Origin of the sequence: Micrococcus lacusdianchii (genome assembly GCF_023155805.1) — a bacterium.
GTDB lineage: Bacteria > Actinomycetota > Actinomycetes > Actinomycetales > Micrococcaceae > Micrococcus > Micrococcus lacusdianchii.
Window position 1 is genome coordinate 15,068 of record NZ_JAKNUW010000004.1, and the last position, 17,890, is coordinate 32,957.

15 protein-coding genes and 2 tRNA genes are annotated in these 17,890 nt (G+C 72.6%); 2 read left to right on the plus strand and 15 right to left on the minus strand.

The features are described from left to right. Positions 1-8 precede the first annotated feature (8 nt). From MA879_RS03405 to MA879_RS03430, 6 genes are all read right to left on the minus strand, one after another. Positions 9-1,349, minus strand: a complete 1,341-nt coding sequence (locus tag MA879_RS03405) for a sulfate adenylyltransferase subunit 1 (protein ID WP_248123518.1) — start codon at positions 1,347-1,349, stop codon at positions 9-11. Further along, positions 1,349-2,284 (minus strand): sulfate adenylyltransferase subunit CysD, encoded by a 936-nt coding sequence (gene cysD / locus MA879_RS03410; RefSeq protein ID WP_248123520.1) that lies wholly within the window; start codon positions 2,282-2,284, stop codon positions 1,349-1,351. The genes MA879_RS03405 and cysD overlap by 1 nt, the downstream gene beginning before the upstream one ends. A 32-nt stretch (positions 2,285-2,316) precedes the next feature. After that, positions 2,317-3,042, minus strand: a complete 726-nt coding sequence (locus MA879_RS03415) for a phosphoadenylyl-sulfate reductase (protein WP_248123522.1) — start codon at positions 3,040-3,042, stop codon at positions 2,317-2,319. Continuing rightward, positions 3,039-4,754 carry a nitrite/sulfite reductase gene (locus tag MA879_RS03420; protein WP_248123523.1) on the minus strand — a complete coding sequence of 572 codons (1,716 nt, stop codon included), beginning with the start codon at positions 4,752-4,754 and terminating at the stop codon, positions 3,039-3,041. Before MA879_RS03420 ends, MA879_RS03415 begins: the two co-directional genes overlap by 4 nt. Before the next feature lie 117 nt (positions 4,755-4,871). After that, positions 4,872-5,621 (minus strand): sirohydrochlorin chelatase, encoded by a 750-nt coding sequence (locus MA879_RS03425; protein WP_248123525.1) that lies wholly within the window; start codon positions 5,619-5,621, stop codon positions 4,872-4,874. 43 nt (positions 5,622-5,664) lie between these two features. Then, positions 5,665-6,459, minus strand: a complete 795-nt coding sequence (locus MA879_RS03430; RefSeq protein ID WP_248123526.1) for an SDR family oxidoreductase — start codon at positions 6,457-6,459, stop codon at positions 5,665-5,667. A gap of 139 nt (positions 6,460-6,598) precedes the next feature. Between MA879_RS03430 and valS the strand changes: the two genes are divergently transcribed. After that, complete coding sequence (gene valS / locus MA879_RS03435) at positions 6,599-9,265, plus strand: valine--tRNA ligase (RefSeq protein ID WP_248123528.1); 2,667 nt, start codon at positions 6,599-6,601, stop codon at positions 9,263-9,265. A gap of 99 nt (positions 9,266-9,364) precedes the next feature. Here valS and MA879_RS03440 read toward each other — a convergent pair whose 3' ends face one another. The 9 genes from MA879_RS03440 to MA879_RS03480 form a co-directional block, all read right to left on the minus strand. Beyond that, positions 9,365-9,880: a 2'-5' RNA ligase family protein gene (locus MA879_RS03440; RefSeq protein ID WP_248123530.1), complete on the minus strand. Its 516-nt coding sequence runs from the start codon at positions 9,878-9,880 to the stop codon at positions 9,365-9,367. 5 nt (positions 9,881-9,885) lie between these two features. Beyond that, entirely contained in the window at positions 9,886-11,385 is a 1,500-nt protein-coding gene (locus MA879_RS03445; protein ID WP_248123531.1) for a cryptochrome/photolyase family protein, read from the minus strand. A 92-nt stretch (positions 11,386-11,477) separates the two neighbouring features. After that, positions 11,478-12,095: a mycothiol-dependent nitroreductase Rv2466c family protein gene (locus tag MA879_RS03450; RefSeq protein ID WP_248123536.1), complete on the minus strand. Its 618-nt coding sequence runs from the start codon at positions 12,093-12,095 to the stop codon at positions 11,478-11,480. Between the two features lie 98 nt (positions 12,096-12,193). Continuing rightward, complete coding sequence (gene clpX / locus MA879_RS03455) at positions 12,194-13,492, minus strand: ATP-dependent Clp protease ATP-binding subunit ClpX (protein WP_248123538.1); 1,299 nt, start codon at positions 13,490-13,492, stop codon at positions 12,194-12,196. A 184-nt stretch (positions 13,493-13,676) separates the two neighbouring features. Continuing rightward, positions 13,677-14,342, minus strand: coding sequence for an ATP-dependent Clp protease proteolytic subunit (locus MA879_RS03460; protein ID WP_248123540.1), 666 nt, complete (start codon positions 14,340-14,342; stop codon positions 13,677-13,679). A 44-nt stretch (positions 14,343-14,386) separates the two neighbouring features. Then, positions 14,387-14,980, minus strand: coding sequence for an ATP-dependent Clp protease proteolytic subunit (locus tag MA879_RS03465; protein WP_135028504.1), 594 nt, complete (start codon positions 14,978-14,980; stop codon positions 14,387-14,389). Positions 14,981-15,228: 248 nt separating this feature from the next. After that, the gene (gene tig / locus MA879_RS03470) at positions 15,229-16,584 is read right to left on the minus strand and encodes a trigger factor (protein ID WP_248123542.1); all 1,356 of its coding nucleotides are present in this window, start codon (positions 16,582-16,584) and stop codon (positions 15,229-15,231) included. A 46-nt stretch (positions 16,585-16,630) separates the two neighbouring features. Next, positions 16,631-16,704, minus strand: a tRNA-Pro gene (locus MA879_RS03475). A gap of 80 nt (positions 16,705-16,784) precedes the next feature. Continuing rightward, positions 16,785-17,687, minus strand: coding sequence for an SDR family oxidoreductase (locus MA879_RS03480; RefSeq protein ID WP_248123544.1), 903 nt, complete (start codon positions 17,685-17,687; stop codon positions 16,785-16,787). 118 nt (positions 17,688-17,805) lie between these two features. Between MA879_RS03480 and MA879_RS03485 the strand changes: the two genes are divergently transcribed. After that, positions 17,806-17,876, plus strand: a tRNA-Gly gene (locus MA879_RS03485). The last annotated feature ends 14 nt before the right edge of the window (positions 17,877-17,890 follow it).

The following is a 17,890-nucleotide window of genomic DNA, read 5'->3' on the forward strand; positions in this document are numbered from 1 at the left end:
CATCCGGATCAGGCCTCGTCGCCGCCGCGCACCATGCCGGCGGCGAGCGTGGCCCCGTCCTGGGGGTCGATCACGAGGAACGCCCCGGTGCGCCGATGCACGGCGTAGGGCTCCACGGGTAGCGGCGCGGCCAGGTGCAGGCGCACCTGTCCGATGTCGTTGAGCCCGAGGGTCTCGGCCGGGTCGAGCCGCAGGGTGTCCAGGTCGAGCCGGCCGGCCACCTCCTGGACGAGCGCCCGGACGACGGCGGTGCCGTGCTTGACGAGGACCTGCTGCCCGACGCGCAGCGGCGCGGCGGAGAGCCAGCACAGCGCGGCGGCCACCTCCGCGGTGGGGCGCGGGGCGGTGTCCGCGGCGGCGATCGTGTCCCCGCGGGCCACGTCCACCTCGTCGGCCAGGCGCAGGACCACCGACTGCGGGGAGGAGGCCTCCTCGAGGGACTCGCCGGCGGCGTCCACGCCCACCACGGTGGTGGTGCGCACCGGCTGCCCCGGGGTGAGGACGGCGACGGCGTCCCCGGGCCGGACGGTGCCCGCCACCACCTGCCCGGCGTAGCCGCGGTAGTCGCGGAAGACCTCGGGGTCGAGGCCGGGGGCCAGGGCGCCCTGGGGGCGCACCACGAGCTGCACCGGGAAGCGGAAGGAGGCCGCGGCGTCGTCCTCGGCGTCCGCCCCGGGCAGGGACTCGAGCAGCTCCATGAGCGTGGGGCCGGTGTACCAGTCCGTCCGCTCGGAGCGGGTGACCACGTTGTCGCCCTGCAGGGCGGACACCGGGACGCTCACCGCGTCGGAGAGGCCGAGCTCCCGGGCCACGCGCCGGACGTCCTCGGCGATCGCGGTGAAGACCTCCTCGGCGTAGTCCACGAGATCGATCTTGTTGACGGCGACGATCACGTGCGGCACCCGCAGCAGGGCCACCACGCTGAGGTGGCGCCGGGTCTGCTCCACCACGCCCTTGCGGGCGTCCACGAGCAGCACGACGGCGTCGGCCGTCGAGGCGCCCGTGACGGTGTTGCGGGTGTACTGCACGTGCCCGGGGCAGTCGGCCAGCACGAAGGTGCGCCGGTCCGTGGCGAAGTACCGGTACGCGACGTCGATCGTGATCCCCTGCTCCCGCTCGGCGCGCAGGCCGTCGGTCAGCAGCGCCAGGTCCAGCCCGCCCTCGGCGCCGCCGAAGCCGCGCTCGGCGGAGGTGCGGGCCACGGCCTCGAGCTGGTCGGCCAGGACGGCCTTGGAGTCGTGCAGGAGGCGGCCCACGAGGGTGGACTTGCCGTCGTCGACCGAGCCGGCCGTGGCCAGGCGGAACAGGGTCCCGGCGGGGGCGTGCCGGTCCAGCAGTGCGGTGCTCATCAGAAGTACCCGTCCTTCTTGCGATCTTCCATGGCCGCCTCGGAGATGCGGTCGTCGGCGCGGGTGGCCCCGCGTTCGGTCAGGGTGGAGGCGGCGACCTCGAGCACGACGTCCTCGACGGTGGCGGCCTCCGAGAGGACGGCGCCGGTGCAGGACATGTCGCCCACCGTGCGGTAGCGCACCGTCCGCGTGGTGACCTCCTCGCCCTCGGCCGGGCGGGAGTGCTCCCCCACGGCGCGCCACATGCCGTCGCGGCGGAAGACCTCCCGCTCGTGCGCGTAGTAGATGGAGGGCAGCTCGATGCCCTCGCGGGCGATGTACCGCCACACGTCCAGCTCGGTCCAGTTGCTGATGGGGAACGCGCGGACGTGCTGGCCGGGGGTGTGACGGCCGTTGTAGAGGTTCCACAGCTCGGGGCGCTGGTTGCGCGGGTCCCACTGGCCGAACGCGTCCCGCAGGCTGATGATCCGCTCCTTGGCCCGCGCCTTGTCCTCGTCACGGCGGCCTCCCCCGAAGACGGCGTCGAACCGGTTGGTCCGGATCGTGTCCAGCAGGGGGGTGGTCTGCAGGGTGTTGCGGGTGCCGTCGGCGCGCTCACGCAGCTCGCCGCGGTCGATGTACTCCTGCACGGAGCCCACCACGAGCCGCAGGCCGAGCCGCTCCACCGTGCGGTCGCGGAACTCGAGGACCTCGGGGAAGTTGTGGCCGGTGTCCACGTGGACCACCGGGAAGTGGATCCTCCCCGGCCAGAAGGCCTTCGCGGCCAGGTGGAGCATCACCACGGAGTCCTTGCCGCCCGAGAAGAGCATGGCGGGGCGCTCGAACTCGGCCACCACCTCGCGGATGATGTGGATCGCCTCGGCCTCCAGGACGTCCTGGACGTCGGGCCCGGCGGGGCTCGCGGTCCCCGGGTCGGGGGCATGGGTGAGGGTCATCGTGTCTCCTTGGTCTGTCTCGGGAGCGGCGCTCAGACGTGGATGCCGCACTCGGTCTTCGCGGTCCCGGCCCAGCGCCCGGCACGGGGGTCCTCCCCGGGGGCGACGGGGCGGGTGCAGGGGCGGCAGCCGATCGAGGGGTAGCCGTTCTGCAGGAGCAGGTTCACGGGCACGTCGTGGTCCGTGGCGTAGCCGACCAGGTCGTCGAAGCTCCACGGGGCGACGGGGTTGACCTTGACCATGCCGTGGGCCTCGTCCCAGCCCACCAGCGGAGTGTCCGTGCGCGTCGGCGCCTCGTCCCGGCGGACGCCGGTGAACCACAGGTCGTATCCGGCCAGCGCCCGGTTGAGGGGCTCGACCTTGCGCATCGCGCAGCACAGCCCCGGGTCGCGGGCGAACAGGTCCTTGCCGTGGCGCTCGTCCTGCTCGGCCACGGTCAGCTCCGGGAGCACGTCCACCACGGTGACGTCGAGGCGGCGGGCCACCTCGTCGCGCGTCGCGAGGGTCTCAGTGAAGTGGTAGCCGGTCTCCAGGAAGAGGACGTCCACGCCGGGCATCCGCTGCGCCACCAGGTGCGGCAGGACGGCGTCGGCCATGGAGCAGGCCACGGCGGCCCGGCGGAGGTCCACATGGCGGGCGGCCCAGTCGACCACCGCCTCGGCGGGGGCGTCCCAGCCGAGCTCGGCGGCGCCGGACTCCGCGAGCTCCTGCAGGCGCTCGAGGTCCTCGGTCGGACGGGTGGGGGGAACGGTGCTCATCGGAGGGCCTCCTCGTCGACTCGGTGCGCCCACCGGGCGAAGGTCTCGCCCGGCTGACGCTGCTCGTCGTACCGGCGGACGACGCGCTCGACGTAGTCGACCAGCTCGCCCGCGCGGACCTTCAGGCCGCGGACGCTGCGTCCGAGGCCGGCCTCGGCGCGGTCCACGGAGGCCAGCCCGCCGCCCAGATGGACCTGGAAGCCGGGCGTCTGGCCGCCGTCGTCGTCCGGGAGCAGCTGGCCCTTCAGACCGATGTCCGCGGTCTGGATGCGGGCGCAGGAGTTGGGGCAGCCGTTCACATGCAGGCTCAGCCGCTCGGGGAGGCGGTCGGCGAGGTCGGCCAGGCGCTCCTCGAGCTGGGCGATCGCGGCGGTGGCGGTGTCCTTCGTGTCCACGATGGCGAGCTTGCAGAACTCCAGGCCCGTGCAGGCGATGGTGGAGCGGCGGAACACGGACGGCTCCGGGTCCAGTCCCAAATCCTTCAAGCCGGCCACGACGGCGTCCACCCGGTCCCGCTCCACGTCCAGCACCACGATCTTCTGGTGGGGGGTGGTGCGCAGCCGCGTGGAGCCGTGGGCCTCGAGCAGGTCCGCGAGGGCGGTGAGGGTGGTGCCGCTGGAGCGGCCGACGACGGGGGCGGCGCCGATGTAGAAGCGGCCGTCCTTCTGCTCGTGGACCCCCACGTGGTCGCCGGGGCGGGTGGGCGGGGCCGGGGCGGGTCCGTCCGGCAGGGCGTAGCCGAGGTACTCCTCCTCCAGCACGGTGCGGAACCTCTCCGGCCCCCAGTCCTCGAGCAGGTACTTCATGCGGGCCTTGTTGCGCAGGCGCCGGTAGCCGTAGTCACGGAAGATGCTCACGACGGCGTGCCACACCTCGGGGGCGCGCTCGGCCGAGACGAACGCGCCGATCCGGTCGGCCAGGCGGGCCTTCGTGGACAGGCCGCCGCCGACCCACAGGTCGTAACCGGGGCCCAGCTCGGGGTGCACCACGCCGATCAGGGAGACGTCGTTGATCTCGTGGACCACGTCCTGGGAGGGGTGCCCGGTGATGGCGGTCTTGAACTTGCGGGGCAGGTTGGAGATCTCGAGGTCGCCGATCCAGCGGTCCGCGATCTCCCGGATCACGGGCGTGGGGTCGATGATCTCGTCCGCGGCGATCCCGGCCACCGGTGAGCCGAGGATCACGCGCGGCACGTCGCCGCAGGCCTCGGTGGTGGACAGGCCCACGGACTCCAGGCGCCGCCAGATCTCGGGGACGTCCTCGACGCGGATCCAGTGCAGCTGGACGTTCTGCCGGTCGGTGATGTCCGCGGTGTCACGGCCGAAGTCGGTGGAGATCCCGCCGATCACGCGCAGCTGCTCGGTGGTGAGGTCACCGCCGTCGATGCGCACGCGCAGCATGAAGTAGCGGTCCTCGAGTTCGTGGGGCTCCAGGGTGGCGGTCTTGCCGCCGTCGATCCCCTGCCGGCGCTGGGTGTACAGGCCCCACCAGCGGAAGCGGCCGTGCAGGTCGTCCGAGGGGATCGAGTCGAAGCCCTCGTGGGCGTAGACCTGCTCGATGCGCTCGCGGACGTTCAGGCCGTCGTCCTGCTGCTTGAACTCCTCGTTGTGGTTCAGGGGGGCGGTCCCGTCCACCTTCCACTGGCCGTGCGGCTTGGCGGAGGGACGGCGCGGGGTGCGCGGCGGCCTCGACGTCTCGTTCACCTGGGTCATGGCCGCCACGCTAGGAACCCGGCATGCCGGCCCCAAGATCGTCGACGCGGTTCGTCACGTTCCCGGGGCCGGGCCGCGGCCGGGGCCCGGCCCGGCCCCGGCCGTGTGACGAACGGATCAGCGGTCTCCGGCGGCTCCGCTCGGGGCCTCGGCGAGGGCGGACCGCAGCCGGTCCAGGGCGATCCGCGCCACCAGCGGATGCGGCAGCAGGGGGTCGGTGACCGCGTCCGCGCCGCTCTCGCCGAGTCGGTCGTGGAAGTACCCGGGGGCCAGCAGGTGGGCGGCCACCACGGCGCGACGGCCGGCGGCGCGCACCCGGGCGACGGCGTCGGGCACCCGGGGGGTGGCCGCCGCCCCGAACGCCGCGGTCACGGGCAGTCCCGTGGCCCGGGCCAGGGCCGCGGCCAGGGCGTGCACCTGGGCCTGACCGTCCGCGGCGCGGGTACCGGCCGCCGCCAGGATGACGTCCGAGGTCGCGGCCTCACCGGCCGGGAGCGCCCGGGCCACCCGCTCGGCCAGAACGGTCACCAGGCGCGGCTCGACGTCGTCCCCGGCCCCGGCCAGCGGTGCGGCGGCGATCGTGTCGGGTCGGGCGGCCGCGGCGTGGTGGATGTCGTGGTGGACGTGGTGGCCCAGGGACAGCAGCAGCGGCACGATCACGGCCGGCTCCCCCGGGGGCAGGGCCGCCACGACCTCGTCGAGGGAGGGGCTCTGCACGTCCACGTAGGCCTCGTGGACCTGGGCGCCCGGCCCCTCGGCGGCCAGGAGGGCCGCCAGGTCGGCACGGAGGCCGTCGATCACGACGCGGCCGGCCGCGTCGTGCGTGCCGTGGGCGCAGGCGATCACGTGCAGCACGGGCGCGCTCATGCCGAGCCCACCGCGTCGGCCCACACGTTCTGCGGCCCGCCGCTCACCGGCGGATCACCTTGTGCTGGGCGGCCTGGGCGACCGGCCGCATCACGATCTGATCCAGGTTCACGTGGTGGGGCAGCTCGACGGCGTGGACGCACACCTCGGCGACGTCCTCGGCGGTGAGCGGCTTCTCCACGCCCGCGTACACGGCGTCCGCGGCGGACTGGTCGCCGCCCAGGCGGTTGCGGGAGAACTCCTCGGTGTGGACCATGCCCGGCAGCACCTCGATCACCCGCACGTTGTGCTCGGCCTCCTCCAGGCGCAGCGCGCCGGTGAGCCCGTGCTGGCCCATCTTCGCGGCGTTGTAGCCGGCGCCGCCCTCGTAGGCGGTGACGGCGGCGGTCGAGGTCAGGTTGAGCACGGTGCCCTCGCCGTGGGCGCGGAGCATGGGCAGGAACGCCTGGCACATCGTCAGGGTGCCGAGCACGTTGACGCGGTACATCCACTCCCAGTCGGCGCGGTCGCCCACGCCCACCGCGTCCGTGCCGAGCGCGCCGCCGGCGATGTTGACGAGGGTGTCGGCGCCGCCGTCGGCCTCGACGCGCGAGGCCAGCGCGGCGACGGCGGCCTCGTCCGTGACGTCCAGGGCGGCGGGGACGACGTCGCCGCTCACGCCCTCGGCCCGGGCGTCGGCAGCGAGGGTCTCGAGGCGCTCGGCCCGGCGGCCGACGGCGTACACGCGCCAGCCGCGGCGGGCGAGCTCGAGGGCCGCGGCGCGGCCGATGCCGCTCGTGGCCCCCGTCACGACGGCGGCGCGGGCGGGGTTCTTCGCAGGTTCATGGGTGTGGCTCACGCCTCCGACCGTAGCCGAGCCGTGCCGTTCGGAGCACCGCCCCGTTCACCTCCCCCAGGTCGAGCGTTTGGAAGGGCGGGACGTCCCGGGCGTCGTCGCAGGCCCGGCCCGCCGCCCCGGTCATGGGAGGATGGCGGGCATGGCTGAGAACACGCAGGGCACAGACACGCCCACCGACGCATCGACCGCTCCGAGCACCTCCGCCGTGGCGGTCCCGGACAAGCCGGCTCTGGAGGGCCTCGAGGAGAAGCTGACCGCCCGCTGGGCCGAGGAGGGCGTGTACGCCTTCGACGCGCACACCACCCGCGAGCAGGTCTACTCGATCGACACTCCCCCGCCCACGGCCTCCGGCTCCCTGCACGTGGGCCACGTGTTCTCCTACACGCAGACGGACGTGCTGGCCCGCTTCCAGCGCATGTCCGGCAAGAACGTGTTCTACCCGATGGGCTGGGACGACAACGGCCTGCCCACCGAGCGGCGCGTGCAGCACTACTACGGCGTCCGCTGCGACCCGGCCAAGCCGTACGTGGAGGGCTACCGCCCGCCGGAGACGCCCGCGAAGAACCAGCGCGACTGGGACGTGGTCTCCCGCCGGAACTTCATCGAGCTCTGCGAGGAGCTCGCCGTGCAGGACGAGAAGGTCTTCGAGGACCTCTTCACCCGTCTCGGCCTGTCCGTCGACTGGGACATGACCTACCGGACCATCGACGACGTCTCCCGCGCCGTCTCCCAGCGCGCCTTCCTGAAGAACGTCGCCGACGGCGACGCCTACCTGTCCGAGGCCCCCACCATGTGGGACGTGACCTTCCGCACCGCCGTGGCCCAGGCCGAGCTCGAGGACCGTGAGGTCCCCGGCGCCTACCACCGCTACGCCTTCACCGCCGCGGACGGCGAGCAGGTGTTCATCGAGACCACCCGTCCCGAGCTGCTGGCCTCCTGCTCCGGCCTCGTGGCCCACCCGGACGACGAGCGCTACCAGCACCTGTTCGGGACCACCGTCACCTCCCCGCTGTACGGCGTCGAGGTGGAGGTGTTCCCGCACGCGCTGGCCAAGCCGGACAAGGGCTCGGGCATCGCCATGGTCTGCACCTTCGGCGACCTCAACGACGTCACCTGGTGGCGCGAACTGCAGCTGCCGACCCGCACCCTGATCGGCCGTGACGGCCGCTTCGCCGCCGACACCCCCGAGTGGATCACCACGGACGCCGGCCGACAGGCCTATGCGGACACCGTGGCCGGCAAGACCGTGTTCTCCGCCAAGCAGGGTGTGGTGGACGCCCTCACCGCGGCCGGCCTGCTGGACGGAGAGCCGAAGAAGATCATGCACGCCGTGAACTTCTACGAGAAGGGCGACAAGCCCCTCGAGGTGGTCACCTCCCGCCAGTGGTACATCCGCAACGGCGGCCGTGACGCCGAGCGCCGCGCGGGCCTGATCGCGCGCGGCCGGGAGCTGTCCTGGCACCCGGAGCACATGCGCCACCGCTACGAGAACTGGGTGGAGGGCCTCAACGGCGACTGGCTGGTCTCCCGCCAGCGCTTCTTCGGGGTGCCGATCCCGGTCTGGTACCCGCTCGACGCGGAGGGTGAGCCCGACTATGAGCACCCGATCGTCCCGGCCGACGAGCAGCTCCCCGTGGACCCGGCCGCCGAGGCCGCCCCGGGCTTCTCCGAGGACCAGCGCGACGTCCCCGGCGGCTTCACCGGCGACCCGGACGTGCTGGACACGTGGGCGACGTCGTCGCTCACCCCGCAGATCGTGGGCCGGTGGAGCCGGGACGAGCAGTTCTTCCAGAACGTCTTCCCGTTCGACCTGCGCCCGCAGGGCCACGACATCATCCGCACCTGGCTGTTCTCCACCGTGGTGCGCGCGGACGCCCTCAACGGCTCCGTGCCGTGGACGGACACCGCGCTGTCCGGCTGGATCCTGGACCCGGACCGCAAGAAGATGTCCAAGTCCAAGGGCAACGTGGTGGTCCCCACGGACATCCTGGACGAGTTCGGCGCGGACGCCGTCCGCTACTGGGCCTCCTCGGCCCGCCTGGGCGCGGACACCGCGTACGAGGTGGCGCAGATGAAGATCGGCCGCCGCCTGGCCATCAAGCTGCTCAACGCCGCCAAGTTCGTGCTCAACCTCGGTGCCACGCAGGACGCCGTGGTCCGCACAGCCGACGACGCCGCGGCCGTCACCAATCCGCTGGACGCCTCCCTGCTGGCGCGCCTCGCGGCCACCGTGGAGCAGGCGACCCGCGCGTTCGAGGCCTACGACTACGCGCGTGCCCTCAACGTGACCGAGCAGTTCTTCTGGGCCTTCACGGACGACTACGTGGAGCTGATCAAGGACCGCGCGTACGGCGGCCACGGGGAGGCCGAGCAGGCCTCCGTGGTGGCCACTCTCGCCACCACCCTGGACGCTCTGCTGCGCCTGCTTGCGCCGTTCCAGCCGTTCGCCACCGAGGAGGTCTGGAGCTGGTGGCGCACCGGGTCGGTGCACCGGGCGCCGTGGCCGGGCCTGCCCGCGGAGCTCGACGCGCTCCAGTCCGCCGCCACCGACGGCGACCCGCTCGTGCTGGCGGTCGTGGCCCAGGCCCTGGGCGGCGTGCGCAAGGCCAAGTCGGAGGCCAAGGTGAAGCAGCGCACCGCCGTCCGCACGGCCACCGTCACCGCTCCGGCGGCACAGCTCGAGGCCCTGCGCGGCGGCGTCGCGGACCTCAAGGCTGCGGGCAACGTCGCCGAGCTGACGCTCGCGGAGGGCGGCGTGGAGCTCACCGTCGCCGACGTCGAGCTGGCCCCCGCCGACGAGGCCTGACGCCCCCGCGCACCGGACGACGACGGCCCCCACCTCCAGGTGGGGGCCGTCGCCCGCTCCGGACCGCCTGGGCCATGGTGGGGGGGCGGGCCGGACGTCTCAGATCGACGGCGCCACCAGTGTCGTGAGCGTGCGCGGACCCGGCTGCCACAGCAGGAGCCGGTCGGCGACGACCTCCCGGGGGGTCATGGGCGCCACGGCGGCGAGCACCCCGCTCACGTCCTGCCTCGGGACCCGACGGGCCAGGCTGAGGTGCGGGATCCACGGGCGGAAGGCGGTGGGGTCCCGCTGCGCCGAGCGCCGCTCCACCGCCAGGGCGAGGTCCGCCGAAGCCTCCAGCAGCCAGGCCACGGTGGGCCGGTCCCGACCGAAGAGCACGGTGCCGCCGATGCGTAGCGGTGCGGGCAGCAGCGGACCCACGGCCGCGGCGGCCTCGTCGCCCGTGATCGTCCCGCCCGGTGCCGCCGGGGACGGCAGGGTGACATGGGGGGCGTTGGACGCGGACCGGTGGTCGGCCTGCGAGGGCAGCCCGGCGGCCCGCAGGGCCTCCCACACGTCCCGCACGAGGGCGTCGTCCGCGGCGGACAGGCGGAGCTCGAGGGCGTCGACGGGCATGCCGCTCAGGCCTCCGTCCCGGTGCCCGCCGGCAGCCACGGCGCGGCCGCCTCCCCGTGGGCCCGGCGGCGGTCAGGATCCATGCGCTCCCACTGCGCGGCGATCATGGCCGTGCGGCGGTTGGCACGGAACAGCTCCACGTGGTCGTCCACGAACGACCAGTAGAGCCCGTCCCAGGCGGCGGTCCAGGGGCCCGCGTCGATGTCCGACATGGATCGAATGTAGCGGGATCCGGAGATGTAGGGCTTGGTGGTGGCGGCGTCGCCCGCCACGAACTGGCCCATCGCGTACACGTTGGGCACCATCACCCAGTCGTAGGCGTCCACGAACATGGCCGCGAACCATGCGTACACTGCGTCCGGGCGCACCCGCTCCAGCAGCAGCGCATTCCCCAGCACCATGAGACGTTCGATGTGGTGGGCGTAGCCCGTGTCCAGGACACGCCGGATCACGTGGTCCACGGGGTCGAGGCCCGTGGACCCGTCCCACCAGCCGGGAGGAAGGACCCGGGTGAAGCCCAGCCGGTCGGCCGTCCGCAGCGCGCGCCCGCGCACGTGGTACAGCCCCCGCATGTACTCCCGCCACCCGATCAGCTGCCGCACGAACCCCTCGAGCGACGGCAGGTCCACCGGCTCGCGGGCATGCTCGATGAGGACCGCGTCGAGCACCTGGTCCGGCGTGAGCAGCCCTGCGTTCAGCGCGGGGGTGAGCACGGAGTGGTATACGAACGGGTACGCCGTGGCGATCGCGTCCTCATACGGGCCGAAGGTGCGCAGGGGCTCCTCGACGAACTGGTCCAGCAGGGCGCGGGCCTCGTCGGGGGCCGTGGGCCAGCAGAACGTGGCCGGGTCGCCGGGGGCGTCCGGGAATTCCTTGTGCACCCACGCGATGGCGGCGATGACGTCGGGGTCCTCGGGCTCGACGAGCGTCACCGGGGGCGGCTGATGCCCCCGCGGCAGCCGCTTGCGGTTCTCCGTGTCGAAGGACCACCGCCCGCCCGCCGGAGAGCCGTCCGCCCCCACAAGCACACCGAGCCGGCGCCGCTGCCACCGGTAGAAGTCCGCCATGCGCGGAGACTCGCCCCCGAGCTGATCCCAGAGGCTGCTCCGGTCCGTGAGGAAGCCCGGCGACTCAAGGACGTCATCGGGGTGCAGGGTGATGCCGGCATCGACGAGGGCCGCGGTGATGTCCCGGGACACCCAGTCGTCCACCACGTCCACGCAGGTGACGCGCTCCACGCCGAGGCGGCGCAGCAGAGCGGTGAGCTGGCTCCGGCTGCTGCGATCGCCGCGCGAGTCGAGGACGTGGACCGTCCGCCCACGGCTGCGCGCCCGCCGGGCGAACCGGCGCAGGGACGCACGGTGCAGGACGAGCTTGTGTGCGTGGAACGGCAGCTGCCGGATGAGCAGGTCGTGTTCGAGCAGGATCAGGCCCGCCTCCGGCGCCGTGTCGAGCTGGGCGTCGAACAGCTGGTGGGGCAGCACGAGGTGAGCGGTGGCAGGCATGGCACCACGCTAGGCGGCGGGCCGGTGTGGGGGCACGCGCGGCCGGTCGCCGCGCACCGGCCGCCCGGCCCGCACCACCGTCGGCCCGCCGCTCAGTCGAACTGCGGGTCCGTAGTTCGGGCGCGCTTGATCTCGTAGAAGTACGGGAAGCGGGCCAGAGCAAGGGCGCCGTCGAAGATCTCCCCCGCGGTCTCACCGCGGGGGATGCGGGTGAGGACGGGGCCGAAGAACGCGGTGCCCTCGAAGGCGACCACGGGCGTGCCGACGTCGTTGCCGACCAGTTCCTCGGCGGCGCGCTGCTTCGCACGCAGCTCGTCGTCACCGGCGTCGGACCCGGTGGCGGCGAGGATCGGGGCCGGGTCCCAGCCGAGCTCCTCTGCGGCCGCGGTGATGGCCGTGGGGTAGTCCTTCACACCCTCGGTGTGGATCTTCGTGCCGAGGGCGGCGTACCAGTCCCCCAGCTGCTCGGGACGCTCCCGTCCCACGTGCAGGGTGGCGCGAGCCGGGACCAGGCCGCGGTCCGTGGCGGCGCGGTAGTCCGGGTCCAGCTCGCGGCCCTCGTTGAGCATGTAGAGGGACATCTGCCGGAAGCGCACCTCGACGTCCCGGACCTTCTCCACTTCGAGGATCCACCGGGAGGTGATCCAGGCGAACGGGCAGGTGGGGTCGAAGTAGAAGTCGACGGCGGGGGTGCCGGTGCTCTCGGCCATGGCGGCGTCCTCTCGGGTGGGGTCGTGGAGTCGGAGCGTGGATGCTCCTTGGCGGGGCCAACGTCCCCGCCGGGCGATCTATGCCGAGCGGGCGAGGATCACGCGGACCGGCGGCGGCGCTTGCGCTCCACCTCGGCCGGGATCAGGACCGGCTCAGCCTCTCCGCGGACCACATCGCCGGAGATGACCACGGTGCCCACGTCCTCGCGGGAGGGCAGCTCGAACATGACCGGCTTGAGCACGTCCTCCATGATGGAGCGCAGGCCGCGGGCGCCCGTGCCACGGGCGTCGGCGAGCTGGACGACGGCGTCCAGGGCCTCCGGCTCGAACTCGAGGTCCACGCCGTCCATCAGGAACAGCTTCTGGTACTGCTTCAGCAGGGCGTTCTGCGGCTCCGTGAGCACCCGCACGAGCTGCTCATGGGAGAGGTCCTCCACCGTGGTGATGACGGGGAGCCGGCCGATGAACTCGGGGATGAGACCGAACTTCAGCAGGTCCTCGGGGCGCACGTCCGCGTAGGTGACCTCGCCTGAGCCGAGGTGGTTCAGCGGGGCACCGAAGCCGATGCCCTTGCGTCCGGCACGTGCCCCGATGATCTCGTCGAGGCCCGCGAAGGCGCCGGCCACGATGAACAGCACGTTGGACGTGTCGATCTGCAGGAACTCCTGATGGGGGTGCTTGCGTCCGCCCTGCGGCGGCACCGAGGCCACGGTGCCCTCGAGGATCTTCAGGAGCGCCTGCTGCACCCCCTCGCCGGACACGTCTCGCGTAATGGAGGGGTTCTCCGACTTGCGGGAGATCTTGTCGATCTCGTCGATGTAGATGATCCCCTGCTCGGCCCGCTTGACGTCGTGGTCCGCGGCCTGGATGAGCTTCAGGAGGATGTTCTCCACGTCCTCACCCACATAGCCGGCCTCCGTGAGGCTGGTGGCGTCCGCGACGGCGAACGGCACGTTGAGCATGCGCGCCAGGGTCTGCGCCAGGTAGGTCTTGCCGGAGCCGGTGGGGCCGACCATGAGGATGTTGGACTTGCCGACCTCCACGTCCGCGAGGTCGTCCCGCTCCTCGAGCCGCTCCGCGAGGTCTCCCCCGCGGCCCTGATGGCCACGCACCCGCTTGTAGTGGTTGTACACGGCGACGGCGAGCGAGCGCTTGGCGGCCTCCTGGCCGATCACGTAGCGCTCGAGGTGGTCGAAGATCTCCTGCGGAGTAGGCAGGGCCGGCTCGTCCGACTCGGTGGCCTCGCCGAGCTCCTCCTCGATGATCTCGTTGCACAGCTCGATGCACTCGTCACAGATGTAGACCCCGGGTCCCGCGATGAGCTTGCGCACCTGCTTCTGGCTCTTTCCACAGAACGAGCACTTCAGCAGGTCCGCGCTCTCGCCGATGCGCGCCATGGTGTCTCCTCGGGGTCTGGTGGTGGCCGGGGCAGGCCGGGGTGGGCGCCGCCGTCGGGTCAGGTGTCCAGGATACGCAGGGGTCAGGACACGTTGACCGCGTGTCGCGGCGCGACCGGGGGCTGCCCGGACGGCCGGGGCCCCGCCGGCCGACGACGGCGGGCGGGGCCCTGGGGGCCTCGGCTCAGGAGGCCGGGCGGGTGATCTTGCGGGAGGCGAGGACCTCGTCCACGAGGCCGTACTCCTTGGCGCCCTCGGCGGAGAGGAACTTGTCCCGGTCGATGTCCCGCGAGACCTCCTCCGGCGTGCGGTTCGACAGGGAGGCCAGGGTCTCCTCCATCCAGACGCGCATGCGGTTGATCTCGTTCGCGTGGATCTCGAGGTCCGTGGCGGTGCCGCGGTCGCCCTGCATGGCCGGCTGGTGGATCAGCACGCGGGCGTTCGGCAGGGCCAGGCGCTTGCCCGGTGCGCCGGCCGCCAGCAGCACGGCGGCGGCGGAGGCGGCCTGGCCGAGGCACACGGTCTGCACCTCGGGACGGATGAACTGGATCGTGTCGTAGATCGCCGTCATCGCCGTGAACGAGCCGCCGGGCGAGTTGATGTACAGCGTGATGTCGCGCTCGGAGTCCATCGCCTCGAGCACGAGCAGCTGGGCCATGATGTCGTCCGCGGACGCGTCGTCCACCTGGGCGCCGAGGAACACGATGCGGTCCTCGAAGAGCTTGGCGTACGGGTCCTGACGCTTGAAGCCGTAGGGAGTCCGCTCCTCGAACTGCGGGAGGATGTAGCGGGCATCCGGGGTGGGCTGGGTCGGCGTGCCGACGGGCAGGCCGGCGGGGAACTGGGTCATTCTGCTCTCCTGGGAGGTTCGGTCGGGGGCGCTGCGGGGCGGGCTCAGCCCTCGACGCCGCCGCCGCCGGTGACGGAGGCCGCGCTCTGCGCGATGTGGTCGATGAAGCCGTACTCGAGGGCCTCCTGCGCCGTGAACCACTTGTCACGCGCGTTGTCCTCGAGGATCGTGTCGACGTCCTGGCCGGTCTGCTCGGCGGTCAGCTCCGCCATCACGCGCTTCATGTGCAGGATCAGCTGGGCCTGGATGCGGATGTCCGACTCGGTGCCCCCGATGCCGCCCGAGGGCTGGTGCATCAGGATGCGGGCGTGCGGGGTGGCGTAGCGCTTGCCCTTGGCGCCGGAGGCCAGCAGGAACTGGCCCATGGAGGCGGCCAGGCCGGTGGCCACGGTCACCACGTCGTTCGGGATGTACTGCATGGTGTCGTAGATCGCCATGCCCGCCGTGACCGAGCCGCCCGGGGAGTTGATGTAGAGGTAGATGTCCTTCTCCGCGTCCTCGGCGGAGAGCAGGAGCAGCTGCGAGCAGATCGCGTTGGCGTTGTCGTCGCGCACGTCCGACCCCAGCCAGATGATGCGCTCCTTGAGCAGCCGGTTGTAGAGGTAGTCCTCGCGGAGCGTCGGATCCACCGACGTCATGCGGGGGGTGATGTCCGTCATCACTGCTGCCTTCCTGTCGATTCGCGGTGCGGGCCGCCGTCCTCCGCGCGCAGGCGACGGACGGATCCCGGATCGTGATCGAGACTAGCCTCCGACCGGTCGCCGCGGGGGCCGTGCACGGCCGTTTCGCTGACGGCGTCGCCCGGCCGAGGGCGCTCGGGGACGACGACGGCGCCCTTCACCCCGCGCGCGGGGTGAAGGGCGCCGTCGTCGGCGTCCGGGGCGGATCAGGCCTCGTCGACCTCCGGGGCCTGCCCCGCCTCGGCCTCGGCGTCGATGGCCTCCTGGCCGCCCGGGGTCACGAACGCGGTGAGGTCCACGGCCGCACCCTCGGTGTCGGTGACCTCGGCGTACTCGAGGACCTTGGCCAGGGCCTTGCGACGGCGGACCTCGCCCATGATCATCGGGATCTGGCCGGCCTGGTCCAGCATCATGGCGAACTGGTTCGGGTCCATGCCGTACTCGGAGGAGGTGGCCATGATGTACTCGATCAGCTCGCCCTGGTCGACCGTGACCTCCTCGGCCTCGGCGACCTCGTCCAGGATGACCTCGTTGGCGAACGCCTCGCGGGTGTTCTGCTCGAGCTCGGCACGGTGCTCGGCGGTGTCGTGGTCGTCGCCCGCGGTGTGACCGCCGGCCGAGAAGTGCTGCTCGACCTGCTCGGCGATGACGCCGTCCGGCACCGGGACCTCGACGAGCTTGGTCAGCTCCTCGAGGACCTTGTCGCGGGCCTCGACGCCCTGGCGGTTTACGGCCTCCTCGGCGGCCTGCTTCTTCAGGTCCTCCTTGAGCTCGGCGATGGTGTCGAACTCGGAGGCCAGCTGGGCGAAGTCGTCGTCGGCCTCGGGCAGCTCGCGCTCCTTGACGGCTGTCAGCTCCAGCTTGACCACGGCGGTCTCGCCGTCGTGCTCGCCGCCGTTGAGCGTGGTCTCGAAGGTGGCGTCCTCACCGGCGGACAGGCCGTCGAGGGCTTCGTCGATGCCCTCGAGCATGGTGCCGGCGCCCACCTGGTAGGACAGGCCCTCGGCCTGGTCGACCTGCTCACCGTCGACCGTGGCGGTCAGGTTCATCGTGACGAAGTCGTCCTGGGCGGCCGGGCGGTCCACGTCCTTGAGGGTGCCGAAGCGGGAACGCAGGGCGTCCAGCTGGGCCTGCTCGTCCTCGGCGGTGGCCGCGGCGGGCTCCACGGTGACCTTGATGCCCTTGTAGTCCGGCAGCTCGATGGTGGGGCGCACGTCGAACTCAGCGGTGAAGACCACGGGGCCCTCGGCCGTGTCACCCACGGGCACCTCGGTGACGTCCACCTCGGGGCGGGAGATCGGGGTGGCCTCGGCCTCGGCGACGGCCTGACCGAACCAGGTGTTGAGGCTGTCGTTCACGGCCTGGTCCACGACGGCCGCGCGGCCGAAGCGCTGCTCGATCAGGCGCGCGGGGACCTTGCCCTGGCGGAAGCCGGGGATCTGGACCTGCTGGGCGATGTCCTTGTAGGCCTTGTCCAGCGCGGGCTTCACCTCCTCGAACGGCACCTCGACGGTCAGCTTGACGCGGGTCGGGCTGAGGTTCTCTGCGGTGGACTTGACCACGGACGGCTCCTGTTGAACTGGGTTGTCGGTTTACTGTGACGTCGAGTCGGGGTGACAGGATTTGAACCTGCGGCCTCACGCTCCCAAAGCGCGCGCTCTACCAAGCTGAGCTACACCCCGTGGCGGACTCCGCGCCGGGACGGCTCCGACCGCGGCGCCGCGGGCACCCGAAACACTGCCCGGAGGCAGACTGGGGAAGCCTACCGCGCCGCGTCGTCCGGGCGGGAATCCGCCACCGGAGGGCCCCCGGGTGCCGCCCCCATGCGACCGGTGAACCCGTCCATGGTCCGGTTGACGCCCAGCAGGTCCATGGTCGCATCGAACGCGCGCACCGGCAGGGCCCGCAGCGGGGCGATCAGGTGCACGGCGGCGGGCATCAGCAGGCGGCGCCGCCCGTCCTCGACGGCGTCGAGCACGGCCTCGGCCACCGCCTCGGGCTCGAGGATGGGCAGCAGGGCCGGGATCCGGGTGCGGACGCCGTCGAACATGCCGGTGGAGATGTAGAACGGGCACACCGTCAGCGTGCCGACGCCGCTGCCTCGCTGACGCAGCTCCGCCTCGAGGGACTCGGTGAACCCCACGGCCGCGTGCTTGGACGCCGAGTAGTCGGTCTGTCGGGCCACCCCCACCAGCCCGGCCGCCGAGGCCACCGTCACCACGGTGCCCCGGTCCCGCTCCAGCATCCCGGGCAGGAACGCGCGGGTGACCCAGTAGGGGGCCAGGGCGTTGACCTCGTAGGTCCGGCGGATCCCCGCCTCAGAGGCCTCCAGCAGGGACGCTCCCGTGACCACGCCGGCGTTGTTCACGACGACGTCCACCGCCCCCGCCTTGGACGCGGCCTCGGCGACGGCGGCGGCGTCCGTGACGTCCACGCGGGCGGCCTCAGTCTGCACGCCGAGGGCGCGGGCCTCGACGGCGACGCGAGCACCGGCGTCGGCGTCCAGGTCCCACACGATCACGCGGGCGGCGCCGCGCCGGGCCGCCCCCAGGGCCATGAGGCGGCCGATGCCGGAGCCGCCGCCGGTGACCAGGACGGTCCGGCCGCGCAGGGCCAGCGCGCGGGAGCGGGCACGTCGGAGGGGAAGGGGGAGGCGCGGGGCCATGGGCTGCTCCCTCAGGTCGGGTGGAGGCGGGGAGCCGGCGAGGCCGACGTCATCGGACGGGCGCCGGGCCCCGCGTGCTAGGGTGGTCGCCGCCGGCCGGCACCCTGTGCCGGCCCGCGGGGATGTAGCTCAATGGTAGAGCCCCAGTCTTCCAAACTGGCTACGCGGGTTCGATTCCCGTCATCCCCTCCGCCGCACCACCA

Excerpts from the sequence above, each read along its gene's own strand:
- MA879_RS03405 (WP_248123518.1), bottom strand. The coding sequence starts at position 1,349 with ATGAGCACCGCACTGCTGGACCGGCACGCCCCCGCCGGGACCCTGTTC.
- MA879_RS03420 (WP_248123523.1), bottom strand. The coding sequence starts at position 4,754 with ATGACCCAGGTGAACGAGACGTCGAGGCCGCCGCGCACCCCGCGCCGT.
- MA879_RS03480 (WP_248123544.1), bottom strand. The coding sequence starts at position 17,687 with ATGGCCCCGCGCCTCCCCCTTCCCCTCCGACGTGCCCGCTCCCGCGCG.
- MA879_RS03450 (WP_248123536.1), bottom strand. The coding sequence starts at position 12,095 with ATGGCCGAGAGCACCGGCACCCCCGCCGTCGACTTCTACTTCGACCCC.
- MA879_RS03465 (WP_135028504.1), bottom strand. The coding sequence starts at position 14,980 with ATGACGTCGGTGGATCCGACGCTCCGCGAGGACTACCTCTACAACCGG.
- MA879_RS03440 (WP_248123530.1), bottom strand. The coding sequence starts at position 9,880 with ATGCCCGTCGACGCCCTCGAGCTCCGCCTGTCCGCCGCGGACGACGCC.
- clpX (WP_248123538.1), bottom strand. The coding sequence starts at position 13,492 with ATGGCGCGCATCGGCGAGAGCGCGGACCTGCTGAAGTGCTCGTTCTGT.
- MA879_RS03445 (WP_248123531.1), bottom strand. The coding sequence starts at position 11,385 with ATGCCTGCCACCGCTCACCTCGTGCTGCCCCACCAGCTGTTCGACGCC.
- cysD (WP_248123520.1), bottom strand. The coding sequence starts at position 2,284 with ATGACCCTCACCCATGCCCCCGACCCGGGGACCGCGAGCCCCGCCGGG.
- valS (WP_248123528.1), top strand. The coding sequence starts at position 6,599 with ATGGCTGAGAACACGCAGGGCACAGACACGCCCACCGACGCATCGACC.
- MA879_RS03425 (WP_248123525.1), bottom strand. The coding sequence starts at position 5,621 with ATGAGCGCGCCCGTGCTGCACGTGATCGCCTGCGCCCACGGCACGCAC.
- MA879_RS03460 (WP_248123540.1), bottom strand. The coding sequence starts at position 14,342 with ATGACCCAGTTCCCCGCCGGCCTGCCCGTCGGCACGCCGACCCAGCCC.
- MA879_RS03415 (WP_248123522.1), bottom strand. The coding sequence starts at position 3,042 with ATGAGCACCGTTCCCCCCACCCGTCCGACCGAGGACCTCGAGCGCCTG.